Source organism: Vibrio sp. Isolate32 (assembly GCF_022397955.1).
In the GTDB taxonomy this organism is placed as follows: Bacteria; Pseudomonadota; Gammaproteobacteria; order Enterobacterales; family Vibrionaceae; genus Vibrio.
In genome coordinates this window covers 1-18,339 of record NZ_JAKEUQ010000034.1, presented here as the reverse complement: position 1 = coordinate 18,339, position 18,339 = coordinate 1, and the positions used below count along the sequence as shown (strand labels likewise).

At 42.1% G+C, this 18,339-nt stretch carries 16 protein-coding genes and 3 pseudogenes; 8 read left to right on the top strand and 11 right to left on the bottom strand.

Annotated features, from left to right (window positions below):
- Nucleotides 1-90: 90 nt before the first annotated feature.
- Entirely contained in the window at nt 91-300 is a 210-nt protein-coding gene (locus L1D11_RS19575) for a hypothetical protein (protein WP_239834358.1), read from the top strand.
- Nucleotides 301-514: 214 nt separating this feature from the next.
- Here the strand turns inward: L1D11_RS19575 and L1D11_RS19570 are convergent, their stop codons facing one another.
- The 3 genes from L1D11_RS19570 to L1D11_RS19560 form a co-directional block, all read right to left on the bottom strand.
- Nucleotides 515-1,108 carry a hypothetical protein gene (locus L1D11_RS19570; RefSeq protein WP_239834357.1) on the bottom strand — a complete coding sequence of 198 codons (594 nt, stop codon included), beginning with the start codon at nt 1,106-1,108 and terminating at the stop codon, nt 515-517.
- A gap of 380 nt (nt 1,109-1,488) precedes the next feature.
- Nucleotides 1,489-3,057 carry a DEAD/DEAH box helicase gene (locus L1D11_RS19565; protein ID WP_239834356.1) on the bottom strand — a complete coding sequence of 523 codons (1,569 nt, stop codon included), beginning with the start codon at nt 3,055-3,057 and terminating at the stop codon, nt 1,489-1,491.
- 163 nt (nt 3,058-3,220) lie between these two features.
- Nucleotides 3,221-4,576: a diguanylate cyclase gene (locus L1D11_RS19560; protein WP_239834355.1), complete on the bottom strand. Its 1,356-nt coding sequence runs from the start codon at nt 4,574-4,576 to the stop codon at nt 3,221-3,223.
- A 271-nt stretch (nt 4,577-4,847) separates the two neighbouring features.
- Here L1D11_RS19560 and L1D11_RS19555 point away from each other — a divergent pair, with 271 nt between their 5' ends.
- A complete protein-coding gene (locus tag L1D11_RS19555) occupies nt 4,848-6,002 on the top strand; it encodes a DUF3541 domain-containing protein (RefSeq protein ID WP_239862693.1) in 1,155 nt (384 codons plus the stop codon).
- Between the two features lie 110 nt (nt 6,003-6,112).
- Here L1D11_RS19555 and L1D11_RS19550 read toward each other — a convergent pair whose 3' ends face one another.
- From L1D11_RS19550 to L1D11_RS19535, 4 genes are all read right to left on the bottom strand, one after another.
- Nucleotides 6,113-6,721 (bottom strand): class I SAM-dependent methyltransferase, encoded by a 609-nt coding sequence (locus L1D11_RS19550; protein ID WP_239834353.1) that lies wholly within the window; start codon nt 6,719-6,721, stop codon nt 6,113-6,115.
- A gap of 31 nt (nt 6,722-6,752) precedes the next feature.
- A complete protein-coding gene (locus tag L1D11_RS19545; protein WP_239834352.1) occupies nt 6,753-7,022 on the bottom strand; it encodes a hypothetical protein in 270 nt (89 codons plus the stop codon).
- Between the two features lie 281 nt (nt 7,023-7,303).
- Nucleotides 7,304-8,512 (bottom strand): NupC/NupG family nucleoside CNT transporter, encoded by a 1,209-nt coding sequence (locus L1D11_RS19540; RefSeq protein ID WP_239834351.1) that lies wholly within the window; start codon nt 8,510-8,512, stop codon nt 7,304-7,306.
- A gap of 443 nt (nt 8,513-8,955) precedes the next feature.
- Complete coding sequence (locus L1D11_RS19535) at nt 8,956-9,576, bottom strand: hypothetical protein (protein ID WP_239834350.1); 621 nt, start codon at nt 9,574-9,576, stop codon at nt 8,956-8,958.
- A 423-nt stretch (nt 9,577-9,999) separates the two neighbouring features.
- On the opposite strand from L1D11_RS19535, the gene L1D11_RS19530 reads away from it, so the two are divergent.
- The 4 genes from L1D11_RS19530 to L1D11_RS19515 all read left to right on the top strand — a co-directional run bounded on the left by L1D11_RS19530 (nt 10,000) and on the right by L1D11_RS19515 (nt 12,744).
- Nucleotides 10,000-10,476, top strand: a complete 477-nt coding sequence (locus L1D11_RS19530) for a hypothetical protein (protein ID WP_239834552.1) — start codon at nt 10,000-10,002, stop codon at nt 10,474-10,476.
- Nucleotides 10,477-10,761: 285 nt separating this feature from the next.
- A complete protein-coding gene (locus tag L1D11_RS19525; RefSeq protein WP_004740070.1) occupies nt 10,762-11,031 on the top strand; it encodes a PTS sugar transporter subunit IIB in 270 nt (89 codons plus the stop codon).
- A gap of 10 nt (nt 11,032-11,041) precedes the next feature.
- Nucleotides 11,042-12,298: a PTS ascorbate transporter subunit IIC gene (locus L1D11_RS19520; RefSeq protein WP_239834551.1), complete on the top strand. Its 1,257-nt coding sequence runs from the start codon at nt 11,042-11,044 to the stop codon at nt 12,296-12,298.
- A complete protein-coding gene (locus L1D11_RS19515; protein ID WP_239834549.1) occupies nt 12,295-12,744 on the top strand; it encodes a PTS sugar transporter subunit IIA in 450 nt (149 codons plus the stop codon). The genes L1D11_RS19520 and L1D11_RS19515 overlap by 4 nt, the downstream gene beginning before the upstream one ends.
- 134 nt (nt 12,745-12,878) lie before the next feature.
- On the opposite strand, the pseudogene L1D11_RS19510 reads toward L1D11_RS19515, so the two are convergent.
- Nucleotides 12,879-13,516, bottom strand: a pseudogene (locus tag L1D11_RS19510) (HD domain-containing phosphohydrolase); the annotation flags it as partial.
- A 189-nt stretch (nt 13,517-13,705) separates the two neighbouring features.
- Between L1D11_RS19510 and L1D11_RS19505 the strand changes: the two are divergent.
- Complete coding sequence (locus L1D11_RS19505; RefSeq protein ID WP_239834548.1) at nt 13,706-14,242, top strand: GNAT family protein; 537 nt, start codon at nt 13,706-13,708, stop codon at nt 14,240-14,242.
- Between the two features lie 88 nt (nt 14,243-14,330).
- On the opposite strand, the pseudogene L1D11_RS19500 reads toward L1D11_RS19505, so the two are convergent.
- A pseudogene (locus tag L1D11_RS19500) lies at nt 14,331-15,685 on the bottom strand (HAMP domain-containing sensor histidine kinase).
- The gene (locus tag L1D11_RS19495) at nt 15,678-16,367 is read right to left on the bottom strand and encodes a response regulator transcription factor (protein WP_239834547.1); all 690 of its coding nucleotides are present in this window, start codon (nt 16,365-16,367) and stop codon (nt 15,678-15,680) included. The pseudogene L1D11_RS19500 and the gene L1D11_RS19495 overlap by 8 nt, the downstream one beginning before the upstream one ends.
- 532 nt (nt 16,368-16,899) lie before the next feature.
- On the opposite strand from L1D11_RS19495, the gene L1D11_RS19490 reads away from it, so the two are divergent.
- Nucleotides 16,900-17,457, top strand: a complete 558-nt coding sequence (locus L1D11_RS19490; protein ID WP_239834545.1) for a hypothetical protein — start codon at nt 16,900-16,902, stop codon at nt 17,455-17,457.
- A gap of 205 nt (nt 17,458-17,662) precedes the next feature.
- On the opposite strand, the pseudogene L1D11_RS19485 reads toward L1D11_RS19490, so the two are convergent.
- A pseudogene (locus L1D11_RS19485) lies at nt 17,663-18,090 on the bottom strand (transposase); the annotation flags it as partial.
- Between the last annotated feature and the right edge of the window lie 249 nt (nt 18,091-18,339).

Here is an 18,339-nt window from a genome sequence, read left to right as displayed (position 1 = left end):
AGGCACAGTTATGTCACGCAGAACAACACGACAAACCCATTGGTACCAACTATCACGCGACAAATCAGTAAATAAACTAAAAGGTAATAAATGCTCAAGATTAAAATAGACTTACACAAAGAAGAAATTTCATGGGTCACAGAGATTCGACAACTCAATAGCGATATACTCCACCGCCACATATTGCCGAAGCTAGAACACCACAGCTATCTCATCGACTTTGAATTTAATGAACGAGACAGCATCGGAACTATCGTTTCAGGCAACGGAAACACCCTAGGACATTTCACACTCCTATAGCATTTCCCCAAGGCGACAAAAGAAACACCGTTTAGTCCCAAAGATGTAAAAGATGTCACCCTCAATCCGCTCTAGCAGAACAAAATAGAGTAGAAGTAAAACAGATCAGAAACCTAGCCCTTTTTGCATTTCACACGCGGCTAACGCTAGCTAGGTTATCGTACTTCTACTGAAACCAACTTATATCAAACTCTGAATCACCAATGAGTCATTATCATTGAGTTAACGGCATCGACCTTAACTTCTGATCAAGAATATATAAGTGTTCTGCAGCTTGCATGTGTTGAGGGTAATCACTGAATTTCTCACGATTTTCCTCGTTCATCTTACATGTCTCATCCACCAGCATTAACTTCCAATACAGCTTTGTTGTGTGCAGCATCGCCAGTAAAGGTTTGAATACCTCTTTCTCATAAGCTTGAATCAACTCTTCAATTAGTTCATCACGTTCATCTTCACTTACGATTGAACCATTGGTTGCCGACAACACTTTTTGATATTTAAGGTTCAGTTGCAGCTTATCCATCACCGTTTGGTTATCTTCCGCTAGTTCGACAAGCCTCGACTTAATGATGCACAACCAATTCGCTTGGCTAAGAACCACATCATCGACACTCTCAATATCTTCACGAATTTGACGTTCTACGTCTTTTTGAGCTTTCTTTAAAACGCCACGCACTTTTTGAAAAGGCAGTTGAAACTCCTTACTTAGCTCGATAATCAGTTTGTGAAAACCACCATTTGGAAGGTGTAAGTTTTCCTTAAACGTCGCCATTGCAGCTTCTTGCTGTTCCGTAAGGTGAGTCATTCTGTTTCCTATTATTTTATCACTTATAGTGCTGAGCCCGCGATCATACCATTATTAGTCGCAATTTTTGGCTACTTCAAACGTTATACCTAGGTATATACCTTGTTTATCTCATTCCTCTCTCATTTGACTAATGCTGAATGCGCCATTAAACCGCCGATCATCGGCCGAAAAAATTGGTTGTTCTCGACCACCGAGAACGGTGCCCCGTATGTTCATGGGGCGCTTACCCGTGTTTGCTAAACAGCAGCCATAAAAAACGCGAACATTGAAATTCAATATTCGCGTTCATTTGAGTTGGTTTGAATTAGATAGAAGAAAGCCGCTAATCAACGAGAACTCTCCGAAAAAGTCATTCTCGTTACCGTATTTAAAAGGCTCTACTTCTGAGGTGCTGGCTTAGAGCGGCTTCTAGACGGTGAAGGTTTGTTGCCTGTCGGCTTATTTGACGACTTACTCGGACCATAGCTACCGCCGTAACCACACTTCTTAGGCTTGCCTGCAGGTTTACCCGCGTTATTTGCAGTAGATTTGTTGCCCGCATTACCGCGCTTAAAGTTACTGCCGTTGTTTCTTACTGATTTATCTTCACCAATCACGGCTGAATTGTTTTCAATCGGCTTCTTTCCAGACGTTGGCTTACGCTTTGGCGTAGATCCATTACCAGTTACATGTCGCTTGTTCTTACCTGCAGGTTTATGACCACGAGCATTATCACCAGAACGTTGACCATCGGCATGTTCACGTGGCTGTTTAGCTTTCTTCGGCTTCTTAGGCTTGATTGGACGTAAATCCAAACGAGATTCAGGTAGCTTGTTTACTGGCGAGAAACCTTCAAGTTCACGACGCTCTAGCACTTGTTGAATAAGACGTTCAATACCGAACAGCTCACCCACTTCATCAGCGCAAACCAACGAAATCGCTTTACCGACTTCACCAGCACGGCCAGTACGACCGATACGGTGCACATAGTCTTCTGATACATGTGGAAGATCGAAGTTAACCACTTGAGGAAGTTGTGGGATATCAATACCACGAGCCGCGATATCAGTTGCTACTAACACGCGTACTTTACCCGTTTTGAAGTTCTCTAGCGCTTTAGTACGAGCGCCCTGGCTCTTGTTGCCATGAATAGGTGCAGCAGTAATACCTTGTTCATCTAGGAAGCGAGCCAGCTTATTAGCACCGTGCTTAGTTTTGCTAAATACCAACACCTGACGCCAATCATTGTCTTTAATCAGCTTCGCAAGCATTGGGCTCTTTTTCTTCTTATCTACTGGGTAGATACTCTGTTCAACCGTTTTTGCCGTCGAGTTTGCAGGGCTTACTGAAATTTCAACCGGGTTGTTAACCAAGCCTTTCGCTAGGCTACGGATATCATCAGAGAAAGTTGCAGAGAACAGTAGATTCTGACGTTTCTTAGGTAAGAAAGCCAAGATCTTGCGAATATCGCGGATGAAGCCCATGTCTAGCATACGGTCCGCTTCATCTAGGACTAAGATCTCAAGTTGATCGAAGCGAACAGCATTTTGGTTGTATAGATCAAGCAGGCGACCCGGTGTTGCCACCAGAACATCACTACCTTTACGCAATTTTTGCATCTGAGGGTTAATTTTTACGCCACCGAATACAACACTCGAAGTCAATGATAGATTGATACCGTACTTAACAACACTGCCATTCACCTGAGCAGCAAGTTCACGAGTCGGTGTTAAGACTAATGCGCGCACTTGGTTCTGACGAACACGAGGGCCTTTTGATAGCAATTCAAGAATAGGTAGCGTGAAGCCAGCAGTTTTACCTGTCCCTGTTTGAGCTGCGGCCATTACATCTTTGCCCATAAGGACAGCTGGCACGGCTTTCTCTTGGATTGGTGATGGCTTATCGTAACCTTGTGCTTCAATAGCTTTAAGAATCGGTTCTGAAAGGCCAAGGGAGGTAAAACTCATAGATTATTTTCTCAGTTGAATAACATTTGGTATGAGCGACAAAGTACAAAAACGTGCCGCTGAAGCTTTTGCTGATCAAATCATTGATATGGAGCAAAGCGCGGTATTCTGAGGCTTTTCCGCACATTCAGCAACTAAATTCTAATCGCAACGTAAATTCAACCTAGATAACTTGCCGCTTCTTTTCGTACATTTTTTCATCAGCGGCTTTCAAGAGCGCATCAACATCATTGTAGTTGTTATTGTTGATAACCCAACCAACACTGATTCTGAGATAAATAGAGTGCGACTCGTAAACAACTGGTGTCGAGCATATCGACTTTCGTAGTTTAGTCACGATCGAAGATACGTGTTGAGCATCAATGATCCGTGGCAATAAAACTAAGAACTCATCACCGCCTATCCTTGCGACTATATCTGAAACACGCAACTCACTCCTAATGCGGTTAGCACACTCGATCAGTACCTGATCGCCCGCCGCATGACCATAAGTATCGTTGATTGCTTTAAACCCATCGAGGTCAATATTTACAACAGCAAAGGTTCTCGCTCTATGTTTTTGAATGGCTTTAAAGGCCTGTTTGAGGCTACACATGAAGTATCGGCGATTCGGTAACATCGTTAGCTCATCATGCATAGAGCGGCTGTCTGCAATGCGGTAAAGGCGATAAATAGTAAAGAAAGCAACCGCCAGAACTAACATAATGGAGTAACCCACCAGCCTTAACGCTTGGATTCGATACCAAGGTTCATCCGTCAAGACATGTTCGTTACCAGAGAGAGCAAGGTACCAACCACCGTATGGGAAACTCACCTGTTCAGTGGCAAACGCATTATCAAACACATCCTGAGAGCCATAAAAGACTGCGCCATCTTTACCTGAACTGTTTGCACCGCGAATCGCGAGTTGATACTTGTTCTCAATTTTTCCGATCCCAACACCTTCAAACAACGCAGCTAAATCAATAACGGCACTGCAGACACCCCAGTAATCTTGATTGAAAGGCGAGTCTCGAAAGATTGGAGTTCGCGTAATGAGTGCGCTTCCACCTTGAAATAGGTCAAACGGCCCTGAAATAAAGGTATTGCCAAGCTCACGAGCAATCTGAATAGGTTCCCATTGATCTGGGTAGTCTCGATAGTCAATACCAATAATCTGCTCGTTTCCTTCCATTGGATAAACGAAATTAAGCACATCGTCTTCGGCTAAACCGATCAATTGAATATGAAAGCCATCACGGATAATGTTTTGAGCAATCTGACCCCACCCTTTTTGCTCGCCATTTGGATTTAGGGTTACAAGCGTAGATAAGTTATTGAGGATATACATATCTGAGACAATCGCCGCTTCAATACGAGAACGGACAGTCGATAGTTGCTTTTTTGCCCCAGCGTAGGATTCATCTTTGATATAGGATAGCTCTTTGGAATGGAAAAACTCGATAGCACTAGTAAACACTAGAAAAAACAGTAAAGCTAATAATTTGGCAGGCCATTGCTTACTCGAACCGCTTGGCATTCCGACCCCCTAATCCTTTTTGTTCTTAAATTTGCTCATTTCAGACTAACTCTTCAAGTATGCCGCTAAGTTGTTAAAAATACACGGCTGGCCTCGTGCTCATTTCATTATTGAGCCATTCACCACTTGATGACTCATTGGACACACTGATTCCTGAACCAAAAATCTAATCAATCTTCTTAAAGCTTACAATGTATTGACCGAAAGCTCACATTTAAAGATTCATCAATGTTATTTTAAATAGGACATTAATCAGCTTAGTACCTACAACATGAAGCTAAAAACTATCACACTGTGTACATTGCTATCAGCCTCAATTGCGGCGGCTGTTCACGCGCAAGACACTCTCAATATCCAAGAGAATAAGCAAGTAATAAGCGCCCCGAGTGTTAGACCCCAAGCTGATTCACACAACCATCACGACCAGTCTTTCAAGCAATCTGCTTACCTCATTCGCACCACCTACGAAAGCCAACTCTACACCCTTCCCGCTTTTAAAGAAGGTCACTTTGGTTTACGTATGTATCGACAAACGTTAGACGATAAGTATTATGCCGCGGTGTGGAGTGACATGGCGCGAGTGGCAAGTAAGCTGAGTACACTGTCGAATGAAGTTCACACCATGGAACAAATTGTACTCTACTCAGAGAAGCGGGTTGCATCTTATGTTGGTGATAACGATGAGCGTAGCGTTCGTCGCTACAACATCACTAAGCACATGCCTGAATATCTGTATCTAGGTGTCGACCTTCTTGGTTCTATGGCGCGTGCTAATGAATACGGTCTAGAGCACAAGAACGATGCCAAATTGCGTGAGATCATTCGTCGCTATGACTTTTCTCGCTACGTAACCAATGAAGACATGGTCAAAGCATGGGCCGCTCAGCTCGCTAATCAGGTTTATTGGCTGCGCCAACTGGGTGAGCAAGATGTCGTTAATGAGTTCGTCGATACCTTCAAAAAAGCATACCCTGACGACAAGGACAAAAAGCTCTCTAGCCAGCAGTTTGGCAATAAGATTTACGGCATGACACACGTCATCTTCGGTGACTCTGAGTACTATCAACATCAAGTCAGCGAACAAGAACACCAATGGATCTACGATTACTTTAGAGAGAACATCGATACTATCCTGCTGCGTGCGAAAGAAGATGTCATTGCCGAGGTTGGCTTAACCTTCCTATTGGCAGGCCTTGAAGATGATCCAGTGGTAGAGAAGACTCGACTTGCTATCCAATCCTCGATTGATAAGAAGCGCGGTATGATCCCTTCAATCACCGGTGATTTTGATCTTGAATATGGAGAGCACCGCAACGTATTGGCAATCATGTTGCTTGACTGGCAACAAGTGAATGAAGCACCAACTTTCAAAGGGAACCCAAAGGTATTTAAAACGATTCCTTACGGGCTTGTTGAGAATAAATAGAACACTTAAGCCAGACGACAAAAACCAAAAAGCCGCACACCTTTAAGGCGTGCGGCTTTTTAATACCTGAGACATATCAATAGCGCGTACAAAGCATAAAGCTAAAACGCTCAGACAGTCTTGTTCATCACTATAGTGAAGTCACCTTCGGTATATCCCTCAATTAAAGAGACATCGTTACACAGCATTTTACAGAAGCGATAAACACCTTGAGGATGATAGCTCATCAAGGTATTGCGCGAGGGGTACTGGCTAGAGTTAAGAAGATTAAATATGACGGTTTGATTCGCTAGGTCAAACATCCGAGTAATCATATTCGTCAGGTAATCAGAATCTCGAGAAATGTAATTCAATGAACCGCTAGCGATAACCACGTCATGGGTTTCAAGAGGCATCTTGCTCATGTCACCCGCAATAAATTGGCAGCGAGCTTCTGTGTACTTTTGCTTGGCCGTTTTAAGGAAGCCAGAGTGCTGATCAACACCTGTGTATGATTGGAGACGATAAATGCTGTCGAGTAGTTCAAACAGATCTCCGTAACCACACCCTAAGTCCAAAACACTTTTTTTCTCAAAGTCTGTAGCGCGTGCGATCACTTCAAAGCGACACAACTGGCTTTCTTCATTGGTCCCACCTAGAGACTTTGCTTTGTCCCCTTTCCAACGATGGGTTTGCTTTCGGTGATACCAATACACCTTAAAACGATCGCGCCAACGCATTACACGCAACTCAACCACATAGTCAGACTAGCTAGGCTTCAGAGTCGTTAGTAAATAAGCCACCGATCTTGTAGCCAATTGCATAGCAAACCGCGGCAACGGTCACGAACACCAATGCTGAAAAGAAGTATGCTGCCGATGCTGCTACACCTGCGCCCCAGACAACACTAAATACCAAACCAAGATAAGCTTCTTTTGGCCACTGAGATATAGGAAACTGTTCACCACCAGCAATAAAATAAACCATCGCAAATAAGCCAATGAAGGTAGTGATAAGACCAATGAGAACGCGCATGTTCATGGAAAGACCTTTGATTTATTGAATTTGGTTGCCACTGTTTTTCATCGGAACCGGATGTTGTTACTCGAAACCGCATATTACTAATCGCAACCTAATAATATTCAAGTATATCGGATAAAAGGCATGGGCTCTATTACTCTTCCGAGTGAGCCTTTGCTCACTAAATACAAATAACAATCAGCAACCAAAACCGGATTTAGCCTGATTAACAGGCACAAAAAAGCGGACACCCTTCTCACGTTGAAACCGTAAGCAAAGTGTCCGCTTTTACTGAATCTAGCTTAAAGCAGGATGAAAATACCCGCTAAACATGCACTCATTAGGTTTGCTAGCGTACCAGCAGCGACAGCTTTCAAACCTAGGTTCGCTACTTCAGCACGACGCTCTGGTGCCATTACACCGATAGAACCCAGTTGAATCGCAATAGAGCCTATGTTAGCAAAGCCACACAGTGCAAATGTCACAATCACTTGGCTGTGTTCAGACAGTAGCGCTTTGTTTTCAACGAAGTCGATGAAAGCAACAAACTCGTTCATTACGATCTTCTGACCAATGTAAGAACCCGCCATTAATACTTCATCACTCGGAATACCGATTAACCATGCTAGTGGTGAGAATAGGTAACCGAAGATAGCTTGCAACGTGATACCCGCAAAGCCGAACGTATCACCTAGGCTTTCTAAGCCAGTGTTTACCATCGCAATCACACTCACAAATGCAATCAACATAGTACCGACAGCCACAGCCACCTTCATACCGTTCATCGCGCCGCTAGCCAAGGCATCAATTACGTTGCTTTGGTCAGCTTTATCTAGCTCAATGTGGTCATAGTCACTCGGTGTGCTGCGTTCAGGAACGATGATCTTCGCCATTAACAAGCTACCCGGAGCCGCCATGAAGCTCGCAGCAATAAGGTATTTAAGTTCAACACCGAAGCCTGCATAACCACCAAGCACACTGCCAGCTACCGATGCCATACCACCTGCCATTACAGCAAACAGTTCAGAACGAGTCATAGACTTTAAAAAAGGACGAATAAGAAGAGGAGACTCACCCTGAGAAAGGAAGATATTACCGGTCGCAACCAGAGATTCAGCTTTACTTGTGCCAAGCAGTTTTTGCACCGCTCCACCTAAGATTTGAATCACTTTTTGCATGATGCCTAAGTAATAAAGCGCAGAGATCAAAGCACTGAAGAAGATAATGATTGGAAGTACGCGAACCGCGAAAATGAAACCTTCAGTAGCAAGATCACCGAAAAGGAAAGCAATACCCGTATCTGCAAAACCAAGCAGGCTAGAAACACCATTACTTAGACTTGTTAGTGCTAATTGTCCCCATGGGAAATAAAGAACTAAGGCTGCGAAGCCGATTTGAAGTAATAGTGCACGGATCACCGTTTTCCAGTTAATCGAAGAACGACTTTCAGATAGCAGGTACGCGCAAGCAATCAGTGCAATAACACCGACAAAACCAAATAGAATATTCATAATGTGTCCTAGTAATCCTTATAGAGTGAACATGAGCCAAGCGAATGACATCAAAGGAACAGGACAAAGAACCGCAAGCAAAACGCTACGCGATGAAGGAGCTAACAAAGTTAGCGACTGTAACAACGAGTTGTTCATGTAAAAAATCACCTTATACAAGCAGTGGAACGTAGCTGGTCCGGTCCGTGGGGTCATTCACATATCCATGTGACGGCTTGTATTGGCTAAGCACCGGCTTAAAACCGGAAGAGAAGTATAAACAGTTGATTGAGACTTTCATCACATTTTTCAACGCAAACGATCACGCGGTCATAAAACACACAAATCGAACTATTTACCGTGAAAATTCACTTTTTAAGTAAAAAATAGGACAAATAAAATTCACACTAAAACAAAAAGCCACAGAGTGTGGCTTTTTCAAAATATGATAGCAACGGAAGTGCCTAGTTTAGCAATGCATTTTTCACTTCAGCATCTCGGAAGATTTCTTCGAAGCGCTGTTTATAGATAAGTTGCATCTCATTAATGATTGCGCCGCCATCAGGCACATCATTCTCGCCTTGGAAGTTTTTGCTGAGTAGCTTTTTGCCCGCTTCATCATAAATAATCACATTAACGTTGTACCAAGAATTGTCCGTGAACGCGTGGAAGTCATACTTCCATTCATTCAAAACGAACATCATTGATTTATTGTCGAACGCTTTCATCTGCTCAGCGACCTTGGTGATATCCTCTTCCGGTCTCGTCTCAACAGACTCAACGGCTACTTGCTGTTTTTTCAAACCAGCTACCAATCTGTCGGTTAAAAACTGGGACATGGGCTGCTGTGTCGCCGTGTTGTAGGTATAAGGAATACCTAATGAGCTACGAATAATGCCCTCGAACTTTGGCTCTTTGTCGTGATCAAGAACGTATGGGCGCTTGTCGATCACAGCGATAGTCAATGCTTTTTCTTGTGGGACTTCGTTGAGTTGAGGTGCACTTTGCTCTGCGGTTAATACTGTTGCACAACCAGAAAGCCCTAGAGATACTGCAGCAAGCAGCAAACTGACGAGTTTTTTCATTAGATTTACCTATCTTATTGTTTTGAATAGGCTGTTCTAGCAAACATTGCCTCGCTCCGTAAACATTCATTAAATCAATAATTTATATAATCTCTATTTCTATAAATTAGTTCACACATCAGGTTGAATTTATTGAGTTATTGATCAATAAAACACTAAGTAACAAGCGCTTGTAAATGAGAATTATGAAATGAACAAAATATGTTCACCCCATGTATTTCACCAAGTAAGCGCTTAGTTAATTCTGTGTGATTATTAGCAATTTTCTGTGCTCTAGCTCATTTACCGTGACTTCAAGATTCATCTTAAGTTTAGATGCGTATATACTTTGTAGGTATATCACCAAATAATATCTATAAAATACTAATAGAGCTGATCAGATATAACAGCCTTTGAGACTAAGAGAGGAAACACGTGAAGAAAATGGAAGCTCCGCACGATATGAACATTGGAGCTAAATTCAAAACAAATAGACATGGTTATGTGACAGTAGTTGAATATTATAATACTCATACTGTTATCGTCGCGTTTGAAAACACCGGAAATATTCGATCTATTAGTGCGGCGAAATTACGTACAGGTCAGCTGACTGATCGTTCGGTTGCTCCTGAGTCAATTATGATTGGCGAACAGGTTGAATCGGTTAAACACGGAATATTAACCATTACTCAAGTTGAGTCTGAAAATATTGTCGTGTTAACTAATGCTGACAATGAAGAAATTAGAATGCTATTGCCAGCAGTACAAAAAATGAAAGACAAAGTTGAAGATATTGATGAAGATAAACTTGAAGCATCAAAACCAACCTCTCTAAGCCAGCTAACTAAAAGAAGTAAAAAGACCAAAGACGTTAATAGCATGCTTAAGAAAATGCTTACCGACTACGGTCGATACGATTAATTCAATATTTAATCTTAGCTAAACCTTTCAAGATCCATATTCTAATATCCAAATAAAGATCCTCCATCCTTTCTAAATAAAAGACGTTGCATATTCAAGCGAAAACTTAATTTGATCAAGATCCCACTCTGAATTTTCCGCGCAACTTAAAGAGATCTGAATCACAATCTCATTTTGACTTTGTGACTCAGGTCTTATTGAAATCTCAATATTTCCATTAATATGCCCCCAAACAATAAGAGAACGAAGTTTCTCAAACCTTAAAATCCAATCGAGACAAATATTATGAAAAAGATTCTTGTAGTTTGCGGTAACGGCCTTGGTACTTCTCTAATGATGGAAATGGCAGTGAAAGATGTTGCTAAGAAAATTGGTTTTGAAGCTGAAGTTGATCACGAAGATCTATCTTCTGCAGCATCAAGCACTGCGGATATCTGGGTTGCTGCAACTGACGTTGCGAATCAACTAAAAGAAGCTGGTAAAGAAAACATCATCAGTCTACAAAATATTTTTGACAAAGCATCAATCGAAGAACAACTAAAAACTTTCATGTAAGGTCAAAATTATGCAAAACTTTTTCGAGTTTATGCTTGGCTTATTAAAAGAGCCAGCAATCATGGTGGGTTTAATTGCTTTCATTGGCTTGATTGCACAGAAAGCAGATATTTCTACCATTCTTAAAGGCACAATTAAAACCGTAATGGGTTTCCTTATTTTAGGTTTTGGTGCTGGTGCCCTAGTTGGTGCTCTAAATAATTTCTCAGTAGTATTTACTGAAGCATTCGGCGTAAGTGGTGTTATTCCAAATAACGAAGCAATTGTAGCATTAGCACAAGAAGCATTCGGTTATGAAATGGCTCTAATTATGTTCTTCGCATTCGTTGTGAATATTTTATTGGCTCGTTTAACACCTCTAAAATATATTTTCTTAACGGGTCACCACACAATGTTCATGTCTATGCTGGTTGCAGTTATCCTGTCTACAGCGAACATTCAGGGTACAGTTCTCGTCGCAATCGGCTCGATCATTGTAGGTACATTGATGGTTGTGATGCCAGCTCTGGGCCAAAAGTACACAGAAAAAGTCATGGGTACAGATCAACTGGCTATCGGGCACTTCTCAACGTTGTCTTACATCGTATCCGGCTTTATTGGTAGCAAGTTCGGCGACACATCGAAAACAACTGAAGACATCCAAGTTCCAAAAAGCTTGATGTTCCTGCGCGATACACCTGTAGCTGTAGCAACCACTATGGCTATCTTCTTCATGCTTGCGTCTATTATCGCGGGCGGCGAGTTCGTAGAAATCGTTTCAAATGGTCAAAACTGGGTTGTGTTCACATTCATGCAGTCTCTTGTGTTTGCCGGCGGTGTTTACATCGTACTGCAAGGTGTGAAGATGTTAATTGCTGAAATCGTTCCTGCATTTAAAGGTATCTCAGACAAGCTAGTACCAGGCGCAAAACCAGCTCTAGACTGCCCTATGGTATTCCCTGTAGCACCTAATGCGGTACTTATTGGCTTCCTTTGTTCTTTCGCTGCTGGCCTACTAGCAATGGCAGTACAAGGCGCACTTGGCTGGACAATTATTGTAGCGGGCGTAGTTCCTCACTTCTTCGTAGGTGGTGCAGCTGGCGTTTACGGTAATGCAACTGGCGGTCTACGTGGTGCGATTCTAGGTTCATTCACGCAAGGCCTATGTATCTCTTTCTTACCTATGCTACTGCTTCCTGTTCTTGGCGGACTTGGCCTTGAAGCAACAACATTTGCTGACTTCGACTTCGGTGTGGTTGGTCTGATTCTGGGGTGGATTGTTTCATGAGTTTATTCGATTTAGTCGGTAACCAAGGCGTTATCATCAACTCTCAAGAAAACCTAACGGTTGATGCTGCGATTGATGTGACATGTTCAACACTACTAGCGAGCAACAAGATTGAAGCAAGCTACGTTGAAGCCATCAAACAAAAGCACAGGGACATCGGCGCGTACTATGTTCTAGCTCCAAAGATTGCAATGCCTCACGCTCGTCCTGAAGATGGTGTAAACGAAGCATCACTACAGGTGACTGTATTCAAAAAAGGTGTTGATTTAGAGTCGGAAGATAACGGCGACGTTTACCTTTCAATCACTCTGGCGGCAATGGATTCAGATAGCCATATCCATACCATCATGGCGCTATCTGAGCTGTTCCAAAATGATGATGACATTGACGCTATTATCGCTGCAGAAACAGGGCAAGAGATCATCGAGATCTTAAAGCATTACTAATTTCGATCTCAAGCTCTTGGTAACCCCCCCCCATAGAAAAGCGATAGCCTAGGCTATCGCTTTTCTATTCTGATGCTTAGCCATTTCTCTTCGAATATGAGTTAAGGTATCACACCTCGAAAACATCAATGGCGTTAAAACGCGTACATTCTTTTATCTGTTGATAATTCAAAGCAATATTGCACTTGTTTATTGAGGGACTCAAACACTTCTCTATCCAACTTAAAGTTATCAACGCAGTCCGTCAAAATGGTGAGAGTCTCTTCTAATGTCATACCTGCACGATAAGGGCGATACTGAATTAGCGCTTGAAACACATCCACCACAGCAACAATTCTATTGGGTTGATCCAAGTCTTCAGCCGTTTTTTCCATTGGATAACCAGAACCATCTAGCCTTTCGTGGTGATTAGACGCCCACTCACAGGTCTGAGGTGAGCTAAACAGCTACTAAAGTGCGAACCTTGTGTCTTTGGCATGACGCTTTACACAGCAATGCTCTTCATTAGTGAGTAAATCCGGTTTGTGGAGAATGTAACCTGGGGTTTGTAACTTACCGATATCGTTTACCAAACAGGATAAATAGAGTTTACGCTGAGTGGCGTATGAATAACCTAGCTGTTTGGCGAGGTATTCTGAAAGCTGGCCAAACTTTAACGAATGCTTAAAGGTAAACGAGCTCTTGGTATCCACGAGATTTGCAATAAACTCAGCAAAACATCCGCTTATTCAGTCATACTTACAATAATACTCGCCTTACCATCGGCCGTTAAGGTATCAATACTAATGCATAGTGAATGATTATATACATAACTAATGTAAGGTTTAATGAGTTTCGTGATAGAACTAACGTATCACAGAAAAATTGTACTACTAATGGTTGCATATTAAAAAACATGCGACATTATGTTTTTCCGATTAAAATCCACTCAACTGACCAGTCAAATAAAAAAAGGAAATGCATGTTTAAAACAGTTATCGATGAGGAATTGTCTATCGCTTTAGTTGAAGAAAGTTTCGCTTCTCACTACGCGGAAATCTCACAAAGTCAAAATGAGTATTTAAGTCAGTGGCTTGCATGGCCGCCACATTGTAAAACCGAACAAGATTTTAGGCTCTTCGTTCAGCGCTCATTACACGATCATGCAGAAGGTAAAAGTATGACCTGTGCCATCGTGTACCAAGACAACATCGTCGGTAACTGTAGTTTCAATACCATTGATCATGATAAGCAAAAGGTGACGATAGGCTATTGGTTATCAGAGACATATCAAGGAAAGGGGATTGTGACGCGCGTTGTCCAGAAATTGATTGATATTGCTTTCAATGAGTTAGATATGGAAAAGATCGAGATATCAGCCGCAACGGGTAACCAAAGCAGCCGCAAGGTTTGTGAGCGCTTACATTTCACCTTAGAGGGTATCATCACGCGTAATGAGAATTTGAATGGTCGTATCGTTGACCACGCTATTTATGGCCTTCATCGCTCTAAGCAGTAAGCTGTAATTATTCTGTTATTGAGAATATGACAAAGCCACGGCATTAGGCCATGGCTTTGCTATTTTTAAAACTAGAACAAACCTTAAACTACAACTTATCAACCTTAGGAATCACGATACTAAACTTAGCACCGCCGTGATTACTGTCGTCGAGTTTAATATCCCAAGATAGCTTTTTGGCTGCTGAGATTGCAATTGCAAGACCTAATCCTAAGCCGCCTGTAGTCGACGTTCTGCTTGAGTCTAGTCGAGAGAACGGAAGAAATACTTCATCACGCTTATTCTCTGGTATTCCAAAACCATTGTCTTCAATCACCACTAACCAGTTTTCTGAGTTTTCATCCAACGTCATCCACACTTTATCTTGCGTGTAGTTACCTGCGTTTTTAAGAATATTATCAAACACCAAGCGCGCCATTGAGCAATCACATTTTATCGCGCAGTTTTTCTGAACTTTCGAGTCGAAAGCCACGTTATCCAATTCTGAATAGCGAATCCTATCTACACAATACTCAAACAGGTTAGCTCTTACTTTTACCAGTTCAAAGAACGAGTTATCCATAACATTCAATTTCGACAACATGATAATTTCTGATGTGAGATCGTTGATATCCTCTATGTAGGTATCAATATCATCGAAGAGCGCTTGATGTGGTTCTGGTGCCCCTCTTCTTAAAATATCCGTCGCCAATTGAATACGACTTAACGGAGTACGTACTTCATGTGGAATTGCTTGAGCGAAGATATGGCTTTGTTTGACTTTGCTCTCGATCTCTTCCGCCATGAAGTTAAAACTGCTGGCCAAATCAGATACCGGATGGATGTCGTCCAAGTCAGAGCGAGTGCTGAGCTTTCCCTTACCAAACTGCTTTTGCTTTTCAACGAGCAACTCGATTCTTTCTTGAAAACGCCTCACAGGTAAGTAAACACTTGCTCCAATTGCCACAATGACTGCCAGTAACAGTCCAAACAAAAAGTGACGTTCTGAATCTTCATACCATTCAATATCAGGAGAGAAAAAGTCCCCTACTTCACTGAATGCAAAACTAAATCGAGAATTTGGCAACTGAAAGACTGCCGAATAAAGATTGTTGTCACTTAGATAAATCGGCACCCCGTTCAAGGTGGTGTACAACTCACATCGTTGGCAAGGCGCTTCGCCCGACCAATTCTCCAACAGGCGTAAATTGAAGATATAAAATTGTTGGTAACCTGTTCTATCGAGTTCTTTATAGAGTGAGTCTGTTTGGTTGTGCTGACGAACATACTGCTCCGCAAAGTAGATGCCATCATTGAGGAAGGTTTCGATCTCGGTTCGTCGCATGTGCCCCTCACCAAGGTTCAAAACAAAAATATCGTTGCCGACATCCCAGTCACGATACCAAGGTATAAACGAGCAAACATCGAAACAGAGCGAAGTTTCGCATTAATGAACTTACGCAACCAGCATGTACCCCTTGTTGCGAACTGTGCGGATCAACTGCTTGTCTTTTGCGTGAATACGCAACTTACGACGCAAACCTGATACACGCATATCAATCGAACGATCGTTAAAGGCGTAATCAATCCCTCTGAACAACTGGCAGCATTGATCGCGAGTCACGACCTGACAGATGTTATTAACGAGAAGGTTTAAGATTTCAAACTCAGCAGAGGTAAGCCTGAGGTTCTGCCCATACAAAGTGGCGCTTTGAGCCGCACTGTTGATCACAATATCACACTGTTGTTCAGGATTGGTCTCTTGAACTGTTGTTGTAGGAGCAGCTCGACGCAACAACGCTTCTATTCGCGCTAGCAATGCATGCCCTCGTATCGGCTTAGCCACATAATCATCAGCACCGAACTTAAACAAGCTTACATCACTCATTTCATCTGCAGAGGCAGTCAGCACTATGATCATTCCATTGTAAAACTCACGAGCCTCTCGGCAGATTTGTGCGCCACTCATACCTGGTAACATAAGGTCCAACAGCACTAAATCAGGTTCAATACTTCGGATAGCTTCAAGTGCCAAGTTTCCCTCATGAACGACGCTCACTTCATACCCTTCCGCTTCTAGGTAGAGTGTGGTTAAACGAGCAATCTCTTGGTCATCTTCGACAATGAGTACTTTGGTTTTCGACATATCTATCACCAGTATTTATTAAAAGCGTGGGCAGTATATATACTGGTCATATATCATCAATATTGTTATTAGAGTCAAGGCTTTACCATACGCAAAACATAATAATCGTATTTGTACATCTACGTTTACAAAATTAGACAGTAGGTCGTCTGTAAGCTCCGATTTATATAGGCTCCGCAAAATGACACCGATTGCATGTAATGTCGCCTCCCAACCTAATCGCTTACACTTGCTTTATTTTCTTACCCACGCTTACATTAAAATTATTTACAAAAAACAATCAAATCAACCATCTTTTAACCAGTCACGTATCAGTTTATAAAACCAATAAATAGACTCCATTCAGATTAAAAAACCAGAAACTTCGACTGACCACTAAAGGAAACCGAACACCTGTTTCACTCATCAGCACTTTCCTTTTTGCCCCCCATTCCTTCCTATTAAGTCATTACCACTTCAAGTAACATTCACAACATAAATAGATCGCTTTGTAATCTGTCATTTAATCACTCCTTAGAGGGACCCTCTTAAAATGAATAAACCGCTTTCACTGTTACTGGCTACGTCTGCTTTATTTTCAGCACCATTACTTGCTGATACGGATAAGCAAGAAACGATAAAAAAGATTCAATCTCAGGTGAGTTCTTGGATTGATATTCAGGTCGCTCCGCAAAGCAGCATTATTCAAAAAATGGTCTTTGACTGTGAATTCTACAGCGCGACGCCTTATATCAAGTCTCCAGATGGTAGTGAAAGCAGTTCAGGCTCATACCGTTTCTATTCACAAAAAGGTGTATTAGGTACCGTCACTGAACCGTTTACGACTCAGCCACTGCCGGAATTAACAATGTGCTTAAAAGAAGACTTCACCCTAGCGAATCAAGACCAAGCGCAACTGCTATTCGAAGCTATCGAAACGGTCTATCCAAATCATTCTATGTTTGATGAGAACTTCCCTAAGGAAATCATAAAGAAACCAAATGGATGGCATTTTATTGATGGTGAAATGTTCGATGATAAAAAAGGCTATATCATCGAGACAACACCGGAAGGTAAAGTGAGGAAAATCATCCGTTCACTGAATCTATAAGCGACCAATTTTGACACGTTTTGGTGAGCGTCAGATTAACTTTGGCGAGTCACTGGTTGAAGCGGTATGCTCACGTAATGGTATCCGTTCAACTATCAGTATACAGAGTTCCCTATGATGACCAGTTATCCACCTTTCGAGTACCTCAAATGTACGATATGAATATATCACATTGATAACAAGCGAATCACTTGGGCAAACCGTGTTTCAGTAAGTTCGAGAGCACTTCTCCAACTGTAACTGTAACCGTCGATAAACTTAGCTCGGCTGCAATGATTTCATGAGTGCTTTTATCGAGTGCCATATGCAGCTGACGCCAGCCTCTACGCTTGCTATCCGTCCCTTGTTTTTTTAACTTTCCATTCCCCTTCGCCACAAACCTTAATGCCAGTAGCATCAATAGCTAGGTACTATATTGCTCCTCTCGTTATGGTCTTAAACGAGATCTCAACTAGCTTGGCTCAATGACTGATGTAGGTGTAATGTGAACAACTTAATGGAACATGGGCAAGTCTGAATATTGAGTCGATAATCCCTTGCAGCGCTCTTAGTGGCATAAAAAACTCGCTTAACCATAAGTGCTGTCGTGATGGCTAAATCACTGAACCGACGTGGCCTCCCACGCTTATTTTTGGTTCATCGCGGATTAGCGGGAACTAAAAACAAAAAAAAACGGTAGTAAGTGATAGGGTTTAGTCGCCAAACAAAAATCATACACAAACTACCGTTTCCATGCCGAATCATACTTTCCTATCTTCATTCTGGGAAGGCTTTAAAATAGTAAAGTCTCACCAGACAGCATCACTTATTACCCTGACTCTTAAACCTAACTCTGAGGCAAAATGCCCTTGTGGTCTTGAGGCCGAGGCTATCCATGAGTAT